Genomic DNA, 18,413 nt, shown 5'->3' on the forward strand with positions numbered 1-18,413 from the left:
TTAAAAGTTAATTTTGAGTAGCAAGTGTTGCAAAAGCGGCAACTCTTAGCCTCTACCTCTTCACTTTTAACTCTGATGCCGGCCGCTCCAGTAGCACAATGGGCGCGCTGTGGTAGGTGGAGCGGGCGTATTCGTGGAAGCCGAACTTGGCCGCCACGCGCAGCGAGGGCAGGTTTTCGGGGTGAATGATGCATACCATACGGGTGGGGCCGAAGTGGTTTTCGGCCCATTCCAGCGCGGCCGTCACGCCCTCGGTGGCGTAGCCGCGGCCGTGGATGGCGGGGTCGAGCACCCAGCCCATTTCGGGGGCGTCGCCCAGGGGAGGGTCGATGTCACGCTTCAGGTTGAGGAAGCCGATGCCGCCCACGAAGCGGCCAGTGGCCTTCTCCTCCACCGCCCAGAAGCCGTAGCCCATAACGGCCCAGTGGCCGGCGCTGCGCAGCAGCAGCTTCCACACCTCCTCAGCCGGCATGGGTTCGGGGGTGAAATAGCGGTGGTACTCGATGCTCCGGCTGATGGCAAACCAGGTATCGAAGTCCTCGGCGCGGAAGCCGCGCAGGCGCAGCCGGCTGGTTTCGAGGACGGGGACGGCGGGCAGGGCGGGGCTGGTGACGCTCATAGCAGCAGTGGAAAACAAGGCCGCCGGCTTAGGCGGGCAGCTTGAAATGCGGGTTTTGAATGACGCCCAGCAGGTTGCCGAACGGGTCGAGCACGGCGCCGACCAGGATGCCGCTGCCCACGTCCTGCACTTCCTCGCTGGGGTGAGCACCGAGTTCCAACAGGCGGGCGTAGGCCGCGGCGGCATCGGGCACGCCCCAGTAAGCGGTGGGGCCGGCCTGTCCGGCGGCGGTGTTTTGGGGTATCAGGCCCAGCTCGTAGCCACCTACGTTGAAGCCGACATAAAACGGTTCTTCAAAGTAGGGCGCCTGCTCCAGGGCGGTGCTGTACCAGGCCGTGGCCTTGGCTAAATCTCCTACCGGATACACCACGGTGCGCAGTCCTTGTAGCATTGGGCAGTCGTTTTGGGCGATGAAGTGAGGGCGAAAGATAGGGCGATTTTACCCAAGCACGCGGCCAATTCTAGGGCAGCTGTCCTGCCCTAAAAACAAAGCGGGCTCCCATGCTTTGCGCATGAGAGCCCGCTATACTTATCGGCTCAGCTAGCGGCTTACCAGGAGCCGCTGTTATCGTCGCCGCTGTCGAAGCCCCCGCCGCCCATGTCGCCCGACGAGCTGTCGTCGTAGGAAGAGTTGTCGTCGGAAGAGAAGTAGTCCGAGGAGTTGTCCGAAGCGGTGTTGGCATCGGAGAAATAGTCGGTGCCGCCGCTGTCGGCCGTGCCGCCGTCGCGGTTCGAGAAGTAGTCGCTGCCTGCCGACGAGCCGGCCGCACCAGCCATGCCAGCCGCTCCGGCCCCAGCGTTCAGGTTGGAGTTGTTGCCATCGCCCATGTAGCTGTTGCCCGAGGTGTCGTGGCCCGAGGCCATGCGGTTGCCGAGGTAGGCACCGGCGGCCGCGGCCGCGCCGGTGGCCAGCATGCCGCCCACGCCCATGCCGCCGCCCGATGCGGGCGCCTGGCCGTAGCCGGGGCCGTAGTTGCCGGGGGCCTGGCTGTAGCCGCCGCTGGGGCCATTTGGCCGGTTGGGCAGGAAGTTGGGCGTGCCACCCGACGGGTTATTGTAAGAAGCTTGGTTGTTGGCCGCGCTGCGGCCGCGGAACATCTTTATCACAAACCACAGAATGCCGCCGATTATCAAACCACCAATCAGCAGCGTGCCCATGCCGGGGCCCGACGAGGCGGGCTCGGCCGGCGGCGCCATGATGGGGTCGTTGGTGGTGGTCGAGGTAGTGGTTTGCTGGTCGAGGCTCGACTGCGTGGGCTCGGTGGCAGCAGTGCTGGCAGCCGTGCCGGCGCCGGTAGCCGGGCTGCCGGCTTGCTGGCGCTGGCCGGCGTTGGGGTCGGCAGCGGCCATCAGAGTATTGAGGCCGGTGCGCAGGCCGGCGAAGTAGTTGCCCTGCTTGAAGTTGGGCCCCATCTGGGCAATAACCTGCTGGGTGACTTCTGGTGTGATGGTGCTTTGCAGGCCGCTGCCCGGCTGGATGCTGAGCTTGCGGTCCTGGGCGCTGATGAGGACGACCACGCCGTTGTTTTTGTCTTTCTGGCCCACGCCCCAGGCGGTGCCAATGGCCTTGCCGTAGGCGGCCACGTCGCGCCCGCCCAGCGAGGGCACGGTCACGACCACAATCTGGGTGCCGTTGTTATTGGCGTAGCGGCGCAGGCCGTTGTCGAGCTTTTTGGCGTCGGCCGGGGCCATGAGGTTGGCCTCGTCGTTCACAAAATGGAACGGGTTGGGCCGGGGCGGCACGTCGGATGTGCCGGTTTGCGCGGCCGCGGGCACGCCCAGCCCAGCCGACACAAACAGGAAAACGAGAAACAGCAGTTTAGACATAGCGCAGGGGGAAGTGAAGTGGAAGAAGGGTTTCTTCCGCCTTCTACGGCCCCAGTGCCAGTTTGGCTGTCAAGAAGCTACGGCCCTGGTAGGCGGCGCCTCAGGCTTTCTACTGCGCCACGCGCACCTTCACCACCACCTTCTTGTCCTTGTCGAAGCCCGGCGCTTTGATGTTGGGCCGGTGCACGTCCTGCGGAAAGAAGATGTAAATGGTGCCGGGCTTGGCTTCGTACTGCGGGCCTTCGGCGCTGTAGTTGGCCACGTCGCGGGCTTCGTCGTAGGGCTTGGTGACGGTGGCGGACGCCAGCGGCACCTGCCCCATTTTCTCGGCGCCGCGCACCACGTACTGCATGTCGATGTACTTGCGGTGCGACTCCCACTTGGTGTCGGCGTACTCCTTGGTGGGGTTGTCGGTGACGGCGGCAAACACGTTGTCGCCGTCGATGGGGTACTTGCCCACGGGCAGTTCCTCCAGGTTGGTGTCGCGGAAGTAGGCAAAGGCCTTGTCCCAGGCTGCCTTGTTGGCGGCATACTGCTTGGCAAACTCCACCTTATCCACCGATTCCTGCACGTTCAGCTTCAGCCCATTGGCCCACACGCGGCTCCGAAACCACTTATCGGCCTTTTTCGGCGTCCATTCCTCGGCCGTGGTGGCTTGCGTGGCAGCCGGGCTGCTGGTTTTGCAGCCCAGCGGGGCGAGGAGCAGCACGAAGGAACCGAATTTCAGCAGCGCGTTTTTCATGGAATAACCGGGCATATAGGGAGGAATGCGGCAAATGTAGGCCACACCCGGCGCCTTCCCGCCCCTTTCGAAAGAGCTTATTTCGCCGCCGGCTCCACGGCCCGCTCGAAGCGCTGGCGGCCGTCGTCGGCAGCACCGGTGGGTTCGAAGCCGTTGCGGCGCAGTACCTCCTGCGCGCCGGGGTTGTCGGAGGCCACGTGGGCCACCAGGCGGCGCACCATGCCGGTATCGGCGGCGTGGGCAACCAAGCCGGCCAGCAGCTCGGTGCCCAGGCCCTGCCGGCGCCAGTCGGCGGCAATGGCGAAGTCGATTTCGGCGGTGCCCGCCGCATCGGGCGGGCCCGCGAAGCTGGCACTGCCCACCAGGGTGCGGGGCGTGTCGCCCTCGGCTTTGCGCAGGGCGTGCCAGCCGTACCAGCCGGCGGCGTGGCGGCCGCCTTCGGTGAGCTTTTCGAGGGCGTGTTCGGCGGTGGCGCGGTCGTACTCGCCCGAGGGCCAGTCGGCGGGCAGCGCGGCGCCCAGCAGCACGGGGAAGTAGTGGGGCTTGTGCAGTTCGGCCGTGAGCAGCGCACGGCTGGCGGCCAGAATGGTGAGGCGGGGCGTTTGGGTTATCAGCGGAATCATAGGCCGCAGTATACGGCTTTTAAGCCGGGCGCGTCGGCGAGGCCGGCTATTTCATTTTAAAAACAAGCCACCGAAACAAAGCCCGGCGGTACCTTTGCCTTGATGAATCGACCAACGCCTGAGCTACTTTTTGAAAACCAGGCGGGGCGTTTGGAAGCGGATGCCGCGGGCTTTCTGCGCACCACCTGGAGCAGCAAGCGCCGCACCCTGGCCGACACGCAAGGCTTGTTCAACGCCATGTTGCGCGGGCTGCAACAGCGCCGCTGGGGCCGCATTCTCATCAATCAAATCCACATGATGCCCTTCACCCCAGCCGAGCAGCAGTGGGTGGCCGCCGACTGGCTGCCGCGCGCCGTGGCCGAGGGTGGCTACCGTTTCGGTGCCGTGGTGGTGTCGCCCGATGTGCTGGTGCGGCTGGCCACGGCCTTCGTCACCACCAATGTGCAGGGCCTGCCCCTGACGTATCGCACCTTCGACACCGACGCCCAGGCTACCCAGTGGCTGGGGCAACAGGTAAGCTAAAATCAGCCGGGCTACCGCTTAGAATGATTGTGGGTCTATCTTTAGCCCGCTTTTCATCCTATTTTTTTCTTGCTTAATGCTCGGTAAGCTCCTCCTTTCTACTGGCTTTATTTTGGGCGCTGGTGCGGCCGGTGCCACGCCCATTGGCGCCATTCAGGGCAGCGGTGCGGCCGCCAAGCCCGGCACCTACACCATCGAGGCGGTGGTGACGGGCGTGTACGCGGGCCTGAACCCGGCCGGCTTCTACGTGCAGGACGAAACGGCCACGGCCGACGGCAACCCGGCTACTTCGGACGCGCTGTTTGTGGTGGCGCCCAACCCCACCGTGAAAATCGGCGACAAGGTGCGCATCAGCGGCGTGGTGCGCGAGGATGCGGGCGCACCCTCCTTCAACCAAGCCATTCTGACGGAGCCCAGCATTGAAGTACTGGCTTCGGGCCAGGCATTGCCGGCCTTCGTCACCATCGACAACACCACGTTTTCGGCCGCCAACGCCGAGCGGTACGAGGGCATGCGGGTGCAGTTTTCGGCCCCCATGACGGTGACGGATAATTACAGCCTCAAGCAGCGCGGCGAGCTTACCGTTTCGGCCCAGGGCCTCACCTACCAGCCCACGCAGTTTATCGACCCCAACGACGACCCCGCCACCGGCACCCACAGCAGCGGCACCAGCAACGTGGCCGCCGTGAACGCCTACCAGAAAGCCAACGAGGACAAGTCCTTGGTGCTCGATGACGGCAGCTCGGCCAATAACCCCTCCCCTACCCCCTACCTCGACCCCAACACCGGCACGGTGCGCATTGGCAGCACCCTCACGGGCCTGCGCGGCATCATGGGCTACGGGTATGGCAAGTGGCGCGTGCAGCCGCTGCCGGGCGAGGCGGCGCCGGTGGTGCGCACCTCGCGGCCGAAGGGGCCGCCCGTGTTTAGCACCCTCGACTTGAAGCTGGCCAGTTTCAACGTGCTCAACTACTTCAACGGCGACGGTGTGGGCGGCGGCTTCCCCACGCCGCGCGGGGCCAAAACGCCCGAGGATTTTGCCCGGCAGCGGGCCAAAATTATTTTGGCCATCAGCCAGATGAATGCCGATGTGGTGGGCCTCACCGAGATTGAAAACGACGGCAATGGCTCCACTTCGGCCATTCAGGACCTGGTGGACGGCCTGAACAAGGTGATGGGCGCGGGTACCTACATTTTTGTGAACGACGGCGACGCCAACCACCAGCCCAACAACACCGACCTCATTCACTGCGCCATCCTGTATAAGCCGGCTGTGGTGGCGCCTATGGGGCCGCCGCTGCTCTTCACCACCCCCGACGTGTTTGAGCGCCCGCCGCTGGCCCAGATTTTCATCACCAAGCGCAAGGAGCGGCCCGATACGCTGGGCTTCGTCATCAACCATTTCAAGAGCAAGGGCAGTGGCAAGGGCGCCGACGCCGACCAGAACGACGGCCAGGGCGGCTCCAACGCCCGCCGCAAGCTGCAGGCCGCCGCGCTGGTGCAGTTCATCAACAAGACCGTGATTCCGGCCGGGGCGGCCCGCGTGGTGAGCGCCGGCGACTACAACGCTAACTACGAGGAAGACCCCATGGACATTATGCGGGCCGCGGGGCTGGTGCCGGCCACGCCGCCCACCAGTGCCTCCTACGTGTTCAAGGGCCTCACGGGCTCGCTCGACCACGCCGTGATTACCAACAACCTGGTGGGCTTCATCGACGTGCAGAAGTGGCACATCAACTCGGCCGAGCCCAGCGTGCTGGAGTACTCCAACGCCGGCGCGGCCACCGACATCAACACCCCGTTTCGCTCCTCCGACCACGACCCGGTGCTCATTGGGGTGAATTTCTCGGGCATGACCAACGCAAACACCTCGCGGCCCACCTCGCGCCTGTTTGTGTACCCCAACCCGCCCGCCGGGCAGGTGCCCTTCAGCCTGGCCGATGTGCCGGCCCGCGTCGGCCGCCTCACACTCGACTTCTCCCTGCCCCAGGGCACGCCCATGCTCTCGCTCCAAGGCACGCCCGCGGCCCTGCAAAGCCAGCTGCGCGAATACACCGCCCACCTGGCCCCCGGTATCTACGTGCTGAAGCTGAGCGGCACCGGGTACCAGCAGACGCGGCGGGTGATGAAGGAGTAGGAAGTTTGGGTTGAGAGCCAGAAGCGAGGAATTAGGAGCGTCTGTCATCCTGAGCGCAGCGAAGGACCTTCTCACCGCTGAACGAAAGCCGTTCTAACTTGATAAGGTCCTTCGCTGCGCTCAGGATGACAGACGCCTAAGCCCTCACTTTTAACTCTTAACTCCGCTTCTTCCTCCCGTGCAGCGTGACCACCCGGGCCAGGAAGGTGCCCAAGAACAGCTGGCCCGACACGGCCTCCAGATTGGACATGCTGCGGGCCAGGGGGTGCACGGGTAGGAGGTCGCCGTAGCCGGTGGAGGTGAGCGTGGTGATGCTGTAGTACAGCAATTCGCCCGGCTTCAGGGGTTGGTGGGTGAAGGTTTCGAAGGCCGCGGGCACGGCGTGCCGGATGGCTGAGAAGATGCCCATGAATAGCAGGGCCAGATTCAGGTACACCACCACGGCGCCCAGCAACTGGTGCGTGGTCACGTTTTCGGCCCGGAACACGGCCCGCGCCACCAGAATGGTGATGGCCACCGTAACCAGCATGCGCAGCAGCAGGCCGGCAAACACGCCGTCCTCAATGAGCTCCAGGGCCAGAATGGGACCCGCCGTGAGCAGAATGAGCGGCCGCACCTTGCTGCGGCGGGGCATCACAAAAAAAGAAACCAGCGGCAGCAGCAGCTGAAACACCTCCAGCAGCCAGTGCGGCAGCACGCCCGTGTTCACCAGCGGCTCCACCACGAAGATGAACACCACCTGCACGGCCAGTAGCACGCTCAGGGCGGGTTCGCGGGCGGCATCCTGCCACTCCGCCAGGCGAGTGCGCCATGTGGATGCGGCTTGCGAAGCAGGAATTGGCTGGGGTAGTGCTTCCTTATCCTTCCAATCCATGGCCGTATTCATTTTGTGGAGCAGAAAACAAAACTAACCAGCTAGCCTGCCTCTCGCGGCCAGCCGACACGCTTCTGCTTTGCTCAACGCACCCGGCCTTCCGAGGGGTGCGTGGCTGGGCGCCTGCTTCGACGGGAAGGTTCCTGACGTCGTCCGCCGCGGGCTTTTTGTCGTTGAGCACCGCCCGTTTTTCTATTCCGCCAGGGCTTGCGAAAGCTCGGCCGCGGTTTGGCGGCCGTGGCGGCGGTCGAGCCAGTTCATGACGGGCGTGGCCAGCATGCCGTGCACCGTGATGGACAGCAGCATGGTGAAGGCCAGCACGGCCCAAATCTGGCGGGCCTGTGGGAAGTCGGCCTCGCCCAGCGCATAGGCCACGTAGAAAACCGAGCCGATGCCCCGAATGCCGAAAAAGGAAATCACGGCCCGCTCGGCCAGGTTCACCCGCGACGACCGGATGAGCGTGAGCATGCCGCCCAGCGGACGCAACACCAACACCAGCAGCACTCCCAGCGCCGCGCCCGGCCAGGTGAGCGCGCGCAGCAGCCCGTCGGCAATGGCGGCGCCCAGCAGCAGCAAAATCACCACGATGAAAAGCCGCTCCATCTGGTCGGTGAAGGCGTGCATGAGGCGGTGGTACTCGTGCTTGCGCTCGCGGCTGCGCAACGTGATGGCGGCAATGAATACGGCCAGAAACCCGTAGCCGTGCAGCAGCTCCGTGACGGCGTAGGACGTGAGCGTGACCGCCAGCGCCACAAACCCGTAGCCTTCGGTTTTGATGCTGACGCGCTTGGGCAGGTTGAATATCAGGTACGCCAGCACCTGCCCCGACAGCCACCCCAGCAGCACGCCCATGCCCACGCGGTAGCCCACGTCCATCCACAGCCAGTGCAGCAGCCGTTCGCTCAGCGGCACGGCGGTGGGCAGCAGCGCCAGGGCCAGGTACACAAAGGGAAAAGCCAGGCCGTCGTTCAAGCCCGCTTCGCCGGTCAGGGCAAAGCGCACATTGTCTTCGCGGCCCTCGCCGGGGTCGCCCACCTGCACGTCGCCGGCCAGCACGGGGTCGGTGGGGGCCAGGGCGGCGGCCAGCAGCAGCGCCGAGGCCGGGGCCAGCCCCAGTAGCCAGTGCCCCGCCAGCGCCAGCCCGGCAATGATGAACACCATGAGCACGAGCACCAGCAGCAGCGGCGAGCGCCAGGTGCGGAGCGAAAACGCCCGGTCAATCTTCAGTCCCGTGCCCGTGAGGGCCACAATCACGCACAGCTCCGAGAGGTGCTTCACGAAGACCGGGTGCGCCAGCGGGTCGGCCGGGGGCAGGTGCAGCGGCAGGCTGCACACTCCCAGCCCCAGCAAGATGTAGAGGATGGGGTACGAAAGCGGGTAGCGCTCCAGCAACGACGGCAGCCAGGCCACCCCCAGGATGGCCACGCCGAGCAGCAGCAGCGCAATGGTGTAGTAGGGCATGAACGAGGAGCACCCGCAGCCCGCAGCGAAGCCGCGGCCGCCGATGATGGTGATACCTCATCCATACGGCCCTACCAACATTAGAGCCGGGCCGCTGCTACTCCGGCGCTGCGGCCGGAGCCGCGGCCGCCTTGGCCTTGTCGGCGGCTTTTTTGGCGTTCGCAGCGTCTACATAGGCTTTGAACAGCTCGCGCCAGTTGCGGCCGTGGGTGTTCAAGTAGGCCTCGTTTTTGTTTTTATAGATTTCAAACACGGCCGAAATCTCTTTCATGTTCTTAAAATCCACGGCCTGCTCCCGCGCCTGCTTCAGGTTGGCCACAATGACGGCCTCCTCCGTGGGCGTCAGGTCGGGCACGATGGATTTGTAGCCGTTCAGCGTGAAAGCCACCTTGCCGATGGTGTACTTGTCGAGCACGGCCTCCACCTGCTCGGGCGTGAGCTGCTGGCGCAGGCCGGCCATCAGATTGTCGTGAATGCTTTTCGGCATGGCCGACACCGTGATGAGCGTCCGGTCCATGGTGCTCAGCGGCTGGCCGGTGCCGGGGTTGAGGCCGGCCGGGGTTTCGGTATAGGGGTGCGCGTTGTGGTACTCCCGAATGGCCGCCAGGTGCGTGGAAATGACCTGCTGCACGGCCGCCTCCTTTTTGGCGTCTTTCAGCTGGAGCGCCGCCGTCCACTCGGCGGCTTTCTTGGCAGCTTCCGGGTCGGCCACGGCCTGGGCGACGCCGGGCGTGGCCTGGCCGTGGGCTACCGAAATAGCTCTTACCCCTAGGCTCAGCAGCAGGGCGGCGGTCTTAATACGTTTGTTCATAGCAGGGAAGGACAGGCAGAGGGTGGCGGTTTTGAACGCCTAAATTACACCTCAAGGCCACCACTAGCGGCCCAGGTAGCGCGCCGGCGCTACCACCCGGTACGCCGGGTCGTCGGCCAGAATGCCGCGCAGCGAAGCCACGTGCCGCGCCCCGATGATGAGCAGCTGCCGGCGCTGCCGGGTTTGCAGCTGGGTGGTCACGATGTTGGAGTACACCTTCAGGTCGCGGTTGTAGAACACCGAGATGAACTCCGCGCCCACGTACCTGGGGTTGATGAACGCCGCGTCCACCATTTCGTCGGGCTTGAGCCGGCCTTCGGTGACGCGAGCCGGGGTGCGGTACACCAGCGTGTGCAGCTGGCGCAGGGTGGCCGGCTCATTCACCGCCCGCAGGTATTGCCCGATGGTGCTGCTGCCCGCCAGCAGCCGCTGGCCAATGGGGTCGGAAAAAGCGCGCCACTGGTCGGTGCCCTGCTTGTATAGCTCAATGTTCTTACCCTCGTGCAGGATGCTTTGCGAGGTGCCACCTGGTGCGTTCACGCAATAGATACGAGGCAGCCCGAGGCGCTTGCCCAGCGCAAACCCCAGCTGGTACACCTCGCTTCGGCCACCGGGCAGTGTGTTCAGGTCGAGCTGGCCTTGGCGGTAGCGCTGGTACAGGCTGTCGAGGCGGGTCTGGTTTTCGGGCAGGTCTTCCACCAAAATGCCGTCGGGGCGGTAGCGCTGCAGGCCGTCGAGCACGGAGCTTAGCTCGGCCTGCCGCTTGGGCGTGAGCACGTCGGAGTTTGGATTATCAGCCTTATACAGCTGGGCCAAGTGGCTGCAGCCCAATAGCAGGATGTCGGTGGTAGCGGCCGAGGCTGGAGCAGCGGGTTGGTTTTTGGTGCCGGCGCAGGCAGCCAGGCCCGCCAACAAAACCACGCCGGCCAACATACGGCCGGGATAGAAGGTGAGCTTCATGCAGGAATGGAAAGCAACGGGTAGCGAAAGGTCGCGCAAGCTACTGCCCGGCCATTCTTTTCACCTGCTCTCCTAGCGCCCAGCCGGCGTCAAAGGCGGTAGCGGCCCGACACTAGGCGCACGCCCCCAAACGCCACCTGATTCCGGTAGGGGCTTTGCAAGCCAGCCTGCCAACCCCAAGCCCCTGCACCGGCCACCCGAGCAGCGGCTTAGCGCAGGAGGTTTTCCGGGGTTGCGGCCACCGTCTGAATGACGTAGCCGGAGCTTCCGGCCTGGGCCGCCGTGGTGGTGCCTTGGACCACACTAGCCACCCCCAGCACCGAGGGCAAAGCAGCGAGGGAAGCTCAGGGGCTCTATTTATCGATGCGAAACCGGCAGCATGCTCGACAGCCTGATTATAAACAAATATTATTTTTTATATTTAATGCAAATCCTGCTGTTTCACGTTTTTGCTTCCTGTCAGCTCTGCTTTATGAAACGCCGCACCTTCTTCGCCTTGCCGCTGGCCTTGCCCGCCGTGCCCTCTCTGGCCGCTGTATTATCGGGGGGCGAGGATGGACCAGCCACCGGCATCCTGGTGCCCGCGGGCCAAGACCGTTTCGGCAAAAGCTTCACCTTCCTGGGCGCACACTTCGACCTGAAGGTATCGGGGAAGGACTGCAACGGGGCCATGAGCATCTACGACACCACGCGCTTCGAAAAAGTTGGCCCCGCGCTGCACACGCACACCAACCTCGACGAATGGTTTTTCGTGACGGCCGGCGAGTTCAAGTTCCAGGTTGGCGCCGAGTTATTCCACCTGAAGGCGGGCGACTCGCTGTTTGGGCCGCGCAACGTGCCCCACGCCTTCGTGAAAACCAGCGAGGGCCCCGCCCGGCTCGTCATCATGCACGCCCCGGCCGGCACCATGGAAACCTACTTCGCCGAGGCCCGCCAGCTGCAAAACCCTACCCAGGCCGAGCGCGACGCCCTCATGCGCAAGCACGGCATGCTGCCCGCCGGCCCGCGCCTCTCGCCGGACTAAGGGCGCGAGGCGCGGCTTTGGCCGCTGGCCATACTAATGGTGCTGCGCCCCGGTGCGCAAGGCCAGGGCGTGCGCATGATGCTCCCGCACCACCTGGCGCATCCGGCCCAGCCATTCGCGGTACTCGGCATCCTGGGCACTGTCGTAGGCCATATCAAATAGCTTAACCGCCATGGCGTGGTCGTTCACCATCATGGTGGTGTAGCGCCGGTCTACCTCGGCGGCGCTCATGTGCTGGAGGCTGTCCACTTTCAATTGCTGCTCGCGCATCATGGTATCGGGCGGCACCAGCCCTTTGCGCCGCATCAGCTCCCGGTACTCGTTGTTTATGGCCGTGTGCTGCTTCACCATTTGGTTGGCGTAATCCCTGACACGGGGCTCGGTGGCTCGTTGGGCGGCAATTTTGCCCAGCTCCACCTCCATGATGCCGGCACAGCCAGCCAGCGGCATGAAGAAGCGAGCGAAGTGGTCGAGCGGGTCGGCGGACCCTTGTGGGGGTGCGGCGGCGGCGGTGGTCTGGTTCGTTTTTTCGTTGTTGCAGCCATTTAGCTGCAGCAAGCACGCCAGGAAAAGCGGGGCAAAATATCGGCTGTTCATAAGCAGGGATACAGGCAAAGGAGCTTGAAGGCCGAATATATTGCCATACTTGCGTAATCAGCAAGCCCCTTTATTCCTGTGCCGCCTGCCTTCACGGCCGTGGCGGCTGAAGAAGCTAAGACGGCTGCAAATGCACCTCAACGCCGTGTGCTGTCTTTCAGCACGCAGCTGATTTGGCCGTTGGGGTTCAGGGCAAATTCCTTTACTACCACATCGGTGTGCTCGTAGGCCAGAATGCTGCCGTCGGGCCGGACGTCGCGCGGGGAAATGGCGTTGTGAGCGGTGGTTGTGGTGCGCAGCCGTCCGTCTTTCCCCAGCCGCATCGTGCTGCGCGCCTGCCAGTCGCCGTCGGCGCCGCCGGAGGCCACTTGCTTTATGTCGAGCAGCCTTCTTTCTCCGTTGTCGAAGGTCAGGTAGTACAGCTCCTCGCAGCAGTCTTCGTGCCGGTGCAGCCACGACACCAGAAAAAAGCCCTGGCAGGCCACGGTATCCAAAGCAAATATGTCGTCGTAGCGCGAGTAACTGCCGAAGCTGCGTTGCAGCCGCGATACCTGAACCACCAGCCGCGCAACAAATGCCGAATCTAGCCGCCGGGCTGGCGCTGGCTCCAGCTTGGCAAGTCGGTAGATAGGAAGCTTGCAGCTGATGCCTGGCCGAAAGGCCGGCAGTGGCTTCCTCACGCTGTCCTCTGACCTGGCCGCTGTGGCTACGGGCGGGGTGCCGGAGCCAGCCGCCTGACTCTTTTCCTGTGGTGCTGCATTGCAACCGGCTACCAACAGGGCCGACACCAATTGCCACCCGGCCCCCTTGCAGCTACTCCGGAAAGAATTCATGCCGCAAGCTACAGCCCCTCCCGCTACTCCGGGGCCATAGCCCCTGGGTACCTAGGCTCCAAAAACAAACCAGCCGCTACCTAAGCGGCAGCGGCTGGGTATCATGCCGGCGGGACGCGCCCCTAAACAGTAGCCGGCTCGGCAAAGCCCGTAGCCACAGTCACGTGCTTCCACTGCGCCATATCTTCTTGCAAGGCCTTGATTTTGGCGTTGGCCATGTCGTAGGCGTCCTGGCCCAGCAGCAGGTGCAGGGGCGGGTTGGGCGCCGCGGCCACGGCTATGATGGCGGCAACGGCCTTCACCGGGTCGCCGGGCTGGCTGCCTCTGATTTGCTGGAGGTGCACCGCTTCCGACTCGCGCACCAGCGTGTAGGCATCCAGCTGATTTTCGGGCGTGCGCAGCGAGCCAGAATCCAGGAAGTTGGTGCGGAAGTAGCCCGGCTCCACCAGCGTAACCTTCACGCCAAAGGGCGCTACCTCGGCCGCCAGCGACTCCGACAGCCCTTCCACGGCAAACTTGGTGGCGCAGTAAATGCCCCAACCGGGGAAGCTGCCCATAATGCCGGCAATGGACGAGAAGTTGAGAATGTGTCCGCTTCCCTGCTGGCGCAGCTGCGGCAGGGCCTGCCGCACCACGTTGAGCGTGCCAAACACGTTTACTTCAAAATTGGCCCGGGCTTCGGCATCGGATAGCTCTTCGAGGCTGCCGAGCTGGCCGTAGCCCGCGTTATTGGCCACCACATCGATGCGCCCAAATTGCGCCACCGTGGCCGCGATGGCCTCCCGCACGCTGGCCTCGCTGGCCAGCTCCACGGCCAGGGGCAGGAAATCGTCGGCTTCGGGGCCAGCGGCCTGGCGCAGCTCGGCCACGTTGCGGGAGGTAGCGGCTACCTGGTGGCCCTGCTGCCGCAGCTGCTTCACCAGTTCGAGCCCGAAGCCTTTGGAGGCACCGGTAATAAACCACACTTTTTGCTTTTCCATGGGGTTGTTTTTGGGTTGCTGATTGACTCTGCAAAGGTCCGCCGGCCGTTCAGGCCACTGCTTACCAAATTCAAGCCGATGCTTACCAAATTCAAACCAAGCGGAAAGCCGAGGGCGTCTGGCCGGTTTGCTTTTTGAAAAAGTAGTTGAAGTGGGCCGGCTCGTCGAAGCCCAGGCTGTAGCCCACCTCGGCAATGTTCCAGTCGGTGTGGCGCAGCAGGGCCCGGGCCTCGGCGGCGAGGCGGTCGGCAATGTGAGCGGTGGTGGTTTTGCCAGTGGTGTCGCGTACGCAGCGGTTGAGGTGGTTGACGTGCACCGCCAGCTGCCGGGCGAAGTCGCTGGCCGAGCGCAACCCCAGCCGGTGGGCCGGCGACTCGATGGGAAACTGCCGCTCCAACAGCTCGCTGAACACGGCTGCGAGGCGCGACTTGGCGTCGGGGTGCTGGTAGCGGGTGGTGGAGGGGCGCAGCTTCAGGGCGTAGTGCACCAGCTCGGCCGCGTAGTTGCGCAGCAGGTCGTATTTCAGCGCATAATCAGATTCGATTTCGGCCAGCATCTTCTCAAACAGCGCGCTCACCTCCTGGTCCTGGGCGGCGGTGAGGGCGTAGGCCGGGTCGCCGCCGGGCCGGAAAAGCGGCAGGTCGAGCAGGCCCTGGCCGCCCGGCGCGTTCAGAAACTCCTCGCGGAAGATGCAGAAATACCCAGTGGTGTCGTCGGCCAGGGGCTGCCAGGTGTAGGGCACCTGGGGGTTGAAGAACATGAGCGTGGGCCCGTCTATCTGCAGGCTCTTGTCGGCGTAGTGGTAGGCGTTGTGGCCGCGAATGAGGGTAATCTTGTAGTAGTCGCGGCGGCTGTACTGCTTGGGCTGGGCACCGGGCGCCAGCGAGTCTTCCAGCCGAAACACATTGGCCTGCCCCGCCTCAGGCTGCAAACTAGCCGGCAGCTCCTTGAAGTAGTACTGGTAAAACTCGGGGATGCTTTCGGCCTTCGACATGCCGCGAAGTTACCAAATTCAAGCCAACACGGGAAGTGAGTTGCACGGCCCCACCCCCGCCGCCCCCGGCACCGCCGCGGCTGAACGATGCTTCGTGTTTCTCGCCATTCCGCGCGAGCGACCCCAAACCCACCCCCGCCGCTCCCGGGGCGAAGCGGCTTAGTGATACTACTCTGGTATCTCCTTTATCCGCTCCCGCTGATTCGAGCTGATAACCTCAATGGCTTCGGCTCCGCTGTTGCCGATGAAGCATAAGAAGTCATCAAAGCCGCCGTACACTCGGCCCGCTTCGTCCATGAACAGTAACATGTGGTTGCTGTAGGCTTGACCAATGGCACAGAACTTCGTCTGGCCGATTCGGCGAGTATAATCTTCCGTCACCCAGCGCGAATCGAAGCCAGAACTGGCGTTGCACGCATCCAAGTCGATGGTGTCGGAGCTACCGTCTTCCCGCTTAAACCTTATCAGGAGGTCGCCAAACTCAGCCAGAAAATCAGCTACTGCGGGAAACCAGTCATAGCCCTCACCGCTCAGAAAAGCGCGGTACTTGATGGTCCACTCCTTTCGCCCAACCTCCCAGCCGGCTTGGGTTAGGTATGCAAGCGTGGAAGGTGAGAAGTTATACATACCCGAAACTTACGAATAGCCCCAACCCCACCCCGCCGCCCCCGGTCCCGCCGCGGCTGAGCGATGCTTCGTGTTTCTACCTAATGGCGCGAGCCACCTCAACACCACCCCAGCCGCCCCCGGGGCGAAGGCGACTGAAGAAGCTTAAGGCCCTATTTCACCTTCCCATTAACCGGGGTATATATAACACCTTTGCTTATCACCTCTTTGGAGAAAACATAAGCGTTTGGGTTCAATGGATTAACCGGCTTATGCTTCGATTTAGGGGAATGTTTAGCCTCTCTTCTCGCTCTCTTCTCCTTTTTCCTTTGTCCCTTAGGCTTTGCTTGCTCAATAGCCTTCTGCTGCTCATCCTTCCTTCTAGCTTCTGCTTGCCTTGATGCATAATCTCGTATGCGCAGCACTTCTAACGGCGTTATCTCATCGTCTAGCCTCAAAGAGCTATTGCCTAATAATTCGCAAATCTTTCGAAACGACAGCTTTGCCTCGTGCTGAATACTCTTGACTTGCATAATGTCGTGTGAGCTAGATTTTGTAGCAGGCAATTTATAAGGCGCTGGCATTAAACAAACCCAGCCGCTCCCGGGGCGGCAGCGGCTGGCGAAGCTTATGATTTGGCATACACAAGCAATTTCTCAACTAGCAAGTACACCCGCGTACCAAGAGAAAGTGGCCACCTATGAGCAGGGTTTATGTCTAGTGCGCGCGCGCGTTCAACAGCGTCTTTTATAAATGGTAATAATTTCCCCATATCTGGATTTGAAGGATTGTAGCCAGTCATCACCAGCCCCACTTCTCTTTTCAATACTGTTCTAGAACTTGAAATCTTCTTATTAAGAAATAATTCCTCTTTCTCTTCTGTTGAATAGTAGCTATCGACATCCCGCCAATGCAATAGCAACCATAATTCGAAGCAGGGGTTGCTCAGTGCCAAACTATACCCCTTCTGAAAGCATTCTTGTGCTACCTCACTGATTTGCCCTTCCCCCCAGCTTTGTGCGTCCCGGTCAATGACTAACCATAATTCATCGTCATCATCGAGCGTTAATTGATGCTTTTCTACAAACTCATCCATTAACCCAATAATATACTTAGGTGAGCTATTGCTCTCCTCTCTTTCTAAAACTTTAACATGAATACGAGTAGGCTCTCCGTCTAAATGTTCTCTCAAACCTAAAAAGTACTCATATTCTGTTTTTTGCCCCTCCGTAACTATGGCAAAAAGCCTTGCATCACGGACTTCTGATGTTCTTGTGTACGGCCTCCGCTCACGTCCCATATACTTGAAAGACTAGCTTTCTATTAGCCCTTGCAGGCCTTCTTGAGAGTGAATAAATGGGATAGCACCGAACCGACCGTTAAGGTAACCTTTTCGGATATCGGTATCGAAACGTGGTTTGAACTCCTCAAGAGAGTAGAGCATCGAAGATTTATCCTTAGCTTTTTTAACAAACCATACCTCGTCTTTCCTCAAAATATCTTGGTCTAGAATACCTGATTCGTGAGTTGTGACAATCAACTGGGATTTTGCATTTGGGCTTCTGTTAAAAAAGTTATCAACGATAGTCCTAGTTATTATAGGATGCAAGCTCCTGTCTAACTCATCAACAAAAAACACCTTTTCCTCCACACCGAAATCCAATACAGCAGGAATCAAATCCATTAGTCTTCGAGTACCATCTGATTCTTCGTTAATCTCAAAATATGATACTGCATCTGAATCCGAGTGCTTATGCTGAGTAACTAGTCTCATCATTTCCCATTCGTCTTCTCCAGGACCGTTTTTGCAAAACATGTATCGCTGATTATCCGGTCCGCCAATGAATGCCCTAGCTTTTTTCTCTGTCTTTGTGGCCTCCAGCAAGTCATCTTTAATATCCGCTGGCATATCAGGTATTTGGTCTATATCTGTTGATACAAGACTTAAACCTGATATTCCTGTGTCAAAGTAACTCAAATACTTTGCATAAATATCTGATGTTCTTGCATTGTCTTGAATACGCCCCTCTAGCCCATGAAATATTGATGTCGGTGTGATAATTACAAGTACTTTATCAAACCAGTTAAGCATTGCAAGAATAGTATCTATACCATCCACATTGCCCTCGACCTTGCGGTCCAATACTTCTGCCAGAAATAATTGGTTTTCTCTAGTGGCTTTGGCTATAAAGTTTAAAAATTGAGCCTCATCATTATTCTTAAACTTTATATTCTTGAATTCAGTATCAAATTTCTGGGTAGCAGAATTCCACTTTCGCGTAAAAATTTTGCGTTCTGATTTAGAACTCACTTTGTATAACCATTCCTCTAGAACTCGGCTAGCAGTTACTTCAAATCCATAGGCTAAATGCATGCCTTTATGGTTTACCTCAAACTCAATCCTCGTAGCCTGCTTTGGTGTATTTGAATTTAATTTGAAAGGAGCAGTAGGAATGGGAGAATTTGAGCGAGTGCCTCCCGTCACCAACTTTTTGGCAAACTGTACAGCTTTAACTAGGTTCGATTTACCTGATGCATTAGCTCCATAGATTACTGCTCCCTTCAAGAGGTTGACAGCGCTTTTACCCTTAAACTTATAAACATGGCTCTCTTGTCTTTGGGTTTTACCGGGAACCATAGAAAGTTCAGCCCTTTCTTTAAAGGACAGAAAATTCTCCACTGTGAGTCTTACTAGCATCTTATTGGCTTTTTATAGGTGCAAAGAAGAGAAATTTTCTCGACTTGCACCTATTTCAACAAAAAAGAAGGCGGCTAGTTTACAGCCGCCTTCTTTTTTGTTGAA

The 18,413-nt window shown here is 60.7% G+C and carries 20 protein-coding genes; 3 read left to right on the plus strand and 17 right to left on the minus strand.

Annotation, left to right across the window (positions count from 1 at the left end; translation table 11 throughout):
• Positions 1–52: 52 nt before the first annotated feature.
• The 5 genes from I2I01_RS13595 to I2I01_RS13615 form a co-directional block, all read right to left on the minus strand.
• Positions 53–619, minus strand: a complete 567-nt coding sequence (locus tag I2I01_RS13595; RefSeq protein WP_196287026.1) for a GNAT family N-acetyltransferase — start codon at positions 617–619, stop codon at positions 53–55.
• A 28-nt stretch (positions 620–647) separates the two neighbouring features.
• Positions 648–1,010 (minus strand): VOC family protein, encoded by a 363-nt coding sequence (locus I2I01_RS13600; protein WP_196287027.1) that lies wholly within the window; start codon positions 1,008–1,010, stop codon positions 648–650.
• A gap of 158 nt (positions 1,011–1,168) precedes the next feature.
• Positions 1,169–2,446 carry a TPM domain-containing protein gene (locus I2I01_RS13605; protein WP_196287028.1) on the minus strand — a complete coding sequence of 426 codons (1,278 nt, stop codon included), beginning with the start codon at positions 2,444–2,446 and terminating at the stop codon, positions 1,169–1,171.
• A 109-nt stretch (positions 2,447–2,555) separates the two neighbouring features.
• Positions 2,556–3,203: a YhcH/YjgK/YiaL family protein gene (locus I2I01_RS13610; protein ID WP_196287029.1), complete on the minus strand. Its 648-nt coding sequence runs from the start codon at positions 3,201–3,203 to the stop codon at positions 2,556–2,558.
• A 62-nt stretch (positions 3,204–3,265) separates the two neighbouring features.
• Positions 3,266–3,811 (minus strand): GNAT family N-acetyltransferase, encoded by a 546-nt coding sequence (locus tag I2I01_RS13615; protein WP_196287030.1) that lies wholly within the window; start codon positions 3,809–3,811, stop codon positions 3,266–3,268.
• Between the two features lie 102 nt (positions 3,812–3,913).
• Between I2I01_RS13615 and I2I01_RS13620 the strand changes: the two genes are divergently transcribed.
• Together I2I01_RS13620 and I2I01_RS13625 are read left to right on the plus strand one after the other, a co-directional pair.
• Complete coding sequence (locus I2I01_RS13620) at positions 3,914–4,333, plus strand: hypothetical protein (RefSeq protein ID WP_196287031.1); 420 nt, start codon at positions 3,914–3,916, stop codon at positions 4,331–4,333.
• A gap of 76 nt (positions 4,334–4,409) precedes the next feature.
• Positions 4,410–6,470: an ExeM/NucH family extracellular endonuclease gene (locus I2I01_RS13625; RefSeq protein WP_196287032.1), complete on the plus strand. Its 2,061-nt coding sequence runs from the start codon at positions 4,410–4,412 to the stop codon at positions 6,468–6,470.
• 157 nt (positions 6,471–6,627) lie between these two features.
• Here the strand turns inward: I2I01_RS13625 and I2I01_RS13630 are convergent, their stop codons facing one another.
• The 4 genes from I2I01_RS13630 to I2I01_RS13645 form a co-directional block, all read right to left on the minus strand.
• Positions 6,628–7,356 carry a potassium channel family protein gene (locus I2I01_RS13630; RefSeq protein ID WP_196287033.1) on the minus strand — a complete coding sequence of 243 codons (729 nt, stop codon included), beginning with the start codon at positions 7,354–7,356 and terminating at the stop codon, positions 6,628–6,630.
• Positions 7,357–7,536: 180 nt separating this feature from the next.
• A complete protein-coding gene (locus I2I01_RS13635) occupies positions 7,537–8,805 on the minus strand; it encodes a cation:proton antiporter (RefSeq protein WP_196287034.1) in 1,269 nt (422 codons plus the stop codon).
• 97 nt (positions 8,806–8,902) lie between these two features.
• Entirely contained in the window at positions 8,903–9,616 is a 714-nt protein-coding gene (locus tag I2I01_RS13640; RefSeq protein WP_196287035.1) for a DUF3826 domain-containing protein, read from the minus strand.
• 63 nt (positions 9,617–9,679) lie between these two features.
• Positions 9,680–10,576, minus strand: coding sequence for a DUF5694 domain-containing protein (locus I2I01_RS13645; RefSeq protein ID WP_196287036.1), 897 nt, complete (start codon positions 10,574–10,576; stop codon positions 9,680–9,682).
• Positions 10,577–11,048: 472 nt separating this feature from the next.
• On the opposite strand from I2I01_RS13645, the gene I2I01_RS13650 reads away from it, so the two are divergent.
• Complete coding sequence (locus I2I01_RS13650) at positions 11,049–11,600, plus strand: cupin domain-containing protein (protein WP_196287037.1); 552 nt, start codon at positions 11,049–11,051, stop codon at positions 11,598–11,600.
• Positions 11,601–11,633: 33 nt separating this feature from the next.
• Here the strand turns inward: I2I01_RS13650 and I2I01_RS13655 are convergent, their stop codons facing one another.
• The 8 genes from I2I01_RS13655 to I2I01_RS13690 all read right to left on the minus strand — a co-directional run bounded on the left by I2I01_RS13655 (position 11,634) and on the right by I2I01_RS13690 (position 18,290).
• Entirely contained in the window at positions 11,634–12,197 is a 564-nt protein-coding gene (locus tag I2I01_RS13655) for a DUF4142 domain-containing protein (protein ID WP_196287038.1), read from the minus strand.
• A 137-nt stretch (positions 12,198–12,334) separates the two neighbouring features.
• A complete protein-coding gene (locus I2I01_RS13660; RefSeq protein WP_196287039.1) occupies positions 12,335–12,757 on the minus strand; it encodes a hypothetical protein in 423 nt (140 codons plus the stop codon).
• Positions 12,758–13,152: 395 nt separating this feature from the next.
• A complete protein-coding gene (locus I2I01_RS13665) occupies positions 13,153–14,010 on the minus strand; it encodes an oxidoreductase (RefSeq protein ID WP_196287040.1) in 858 nt (285 codons plus the stop codon).
• Positions 14,011–14,101: 91 nt separating this feature from the next.
• Positions 14,102–15,004 carry a helix-turn-helix domain-containing protein gene (locus tag I2I01_RS13670; RefSeq protein ID WP_196287041.1) on the minus strand — a complete coding sequence of 301 codons (903 nt, stop codon included), beginning with the start codon at positions 15,002–15,004 and terminating at the stop codon, positions 14,102–14,104.
• 168 nt (positions 15,005–15,172) lie between these two features.
• Positions 15,173–15,631, minus strand: a complete 459-nt coding sequence (locus I2I01_RS13675; RefSeq protein ID WP_196287042.1) for an SUKH-3 domain-containing protein — start codon at positions 15,629–15,631, stop codon at positions 15,173–15,175.
• A gap of 152 nt (positions 15,632–15,783) precedes the next feature.
• The gene (locus I2I01_RS13680; protein WP_196287043.1) at positions 15,784–16,143 is read right to left on the minus strand and encodes a hypothetical protein; all 360 of its coding nucleotides are present in this window, start codon (positions 16,141–16,143) and stop codon (positions 15,784–15,786) included.
• 95 nt (positions 16,144–16,238) lie between these two features.
• Positions 16,239–16,910 carry an RloB family protein gene (locus I2I01_RS13685; RefSeq protein WP_196287044.1) on the minus strand — a complete coding sequence of 224 codons (672 nt, stop codon included), beginning with the start codon at positions 16,908–16,910 and terminating at the stop codon, positions 16,239–16,241.
• Between the two features lie 12 nt (positions 16,911–16,922).
• The gene (locus I2I01_RS13690; protein WP_196287045.1) at positions 16,923–18,290 is read right to left on the minus strand and encodes an AAA family ATPase; all 1,368 of its coding nucleotides are present in this window, start codon (positions 18,288–18,290) and stop codon (positions 16,923–16,925) included.
• Positions 18,291–18,413: the final 123 nt, after the last annotated feature.

The sequence above is a fragment of the Hymenobacter properus genome (assembly GCF_015694735.1).
Taxonomy (GTDB): Bacteria; Bacteroidota; Bacteroidia; order Cytophagales; family Hymenobacteraceae; genus Hymenobacter; species Hymenobacter properus.

What these genes read in the sequence shown, in the direction of transcription:
- I2I01_RS13595 (WP_196287026.1), bottom strand. Translation starts at nt 619, where the DNA reads ATGAGCGTCACCAGCCCCGCCCTGCCCGCCGTCCCCGTCCTCGAAACC.
- I2I01_RS13600 (WP_196287027.1), bottom strand. Translation starts at nt 1,010, where the DNA reads ATGCTACAAGGACTGCGCACCGTGGTGTATCCGGTAGGAGATTTAGCC.
- I2I01_RS13605 (WP_196287028.1), bottom strand. Translation starts at nt 2,446, where the DNA reads ATGTCTAAACTGCTGTTTCTCGTTTTCCTGTTTGTGTCGGCTGGGCTG.
- I2I01_RS13610 (WP_196287029.1), bottom strand. Translation starts at nt 3,203, where the DNA reads ATGCCCGGTTATTCCATGAAAAACGCGCTGCTGAAATTCGGTTCCTTC.
- I2I01_RS13615 (WP_196287030.1), bottom strand. Translation starts at nt 3,811, where the DNA reads ATGATTCCGCTGATAACCCAAACGCCCCGCCTCACCATTCTGGCCGCC.
- I2I01_RS13620 (WP_196287031.1), top strand. Translation starts at nt 3,914, where the DNA reads ATGAATCGACCAACGCCTGAGCTACTTTTTGAAAACCAGGCGGGGCGT.
- I2I01_RS13625 (WP_196287032.1), top strand. Translation starts at nt 4,410, where the DNA reads ATGCTCGGTAAGCTCCTCCTTTCTACTGGCTTTATTTTGGGCGCTGGT.
- I2I01_RS13630 (WP_196287033.1), bottom strand. Translation starts at nt 7,356, where the DNA reads ATGAATACGGCCATGGATTGGAAGGATAAGGAAGCACTACCCCAGCCA.
- I2I01_RS13635 (WP_196287034.1), bottom strand. Translation starts at nt 8,805, where the DNA reads ATGCCCTACTACACCATTGCGCTGCTGCTGCTCGGCGTGGCCATCCTG.
- I2I01_RS13640 (WP_196287035.1), bottom strand. Translation starts at nt 9,616, where the DNA reads ATGAACAAACGTATTAAGACCGCCGCCCTGCTGCTGAGCCTAGGGGTA.
- I2I01_RS13645 (WP_196287036.1), bottom strand. Translation starts at nt 10,576, where the DNA reads ATGAAGCTCACCTTCTATCCCGGCCGTATGTTGGCCGGCGTGGTTTTG.
- I2I01_RS13650 (WP_196287037.1), top strand. Translation starts at nt 11,049, where the DNA reads ATGAAACGCCGCACCTTCTTCGCCTTGCCGCTGGCCTTGCCCGCCGTG.
- I2I01_RS13655 (WP_196287038.1), bottom strand. Translation starts at nt 12,197, where the DNA reads ATGAACAGCCGATATTTTGCCCCGCTTTTCCTGGCGTGCTTGCTGCAG.
- I2I01_RS13665 (WP_196287040.1), bottom strand. Translation starts at nt 14,010, where the DNA reads ATGGAAAAGCAAAAAGTGTGGTTTATTACCGGTGCCTCCAAAGGCTTC.
- I2I01_RS13670 (WP_196287041.1), bottom strand. Translation starts at nt 15,004, where the DNA reads ATGTCGAAGGCCGAAAGCATCCCCGAGTTTTACCAGTACTACTTCAAG.
- I2I01_RS13675 (WP_196287042.1), bottom strand. Translation starts at nt 15,631, where the DNA reads ATGTATAACTTCTCACCTTCCACGCTTGCATACCTAACCCAAGCCGGC.
- I2I01_RS13680 (WP_196287043.1), bottom strand. Translation starts at nt 16,143, where the DNA reads ATGCAAGTCAAGAGTATTCAGCACGAGGCAAAGCTGTCGTTTCGAAAG.
- I2I01_RS13685 (WP_196287044.1), bottom strand. Translation starts at nt 16,910, where the DNA reads ATGGGACGTGAGCGGAGGCCGTACACAAGAACATCAGAAGTCCGTGAT.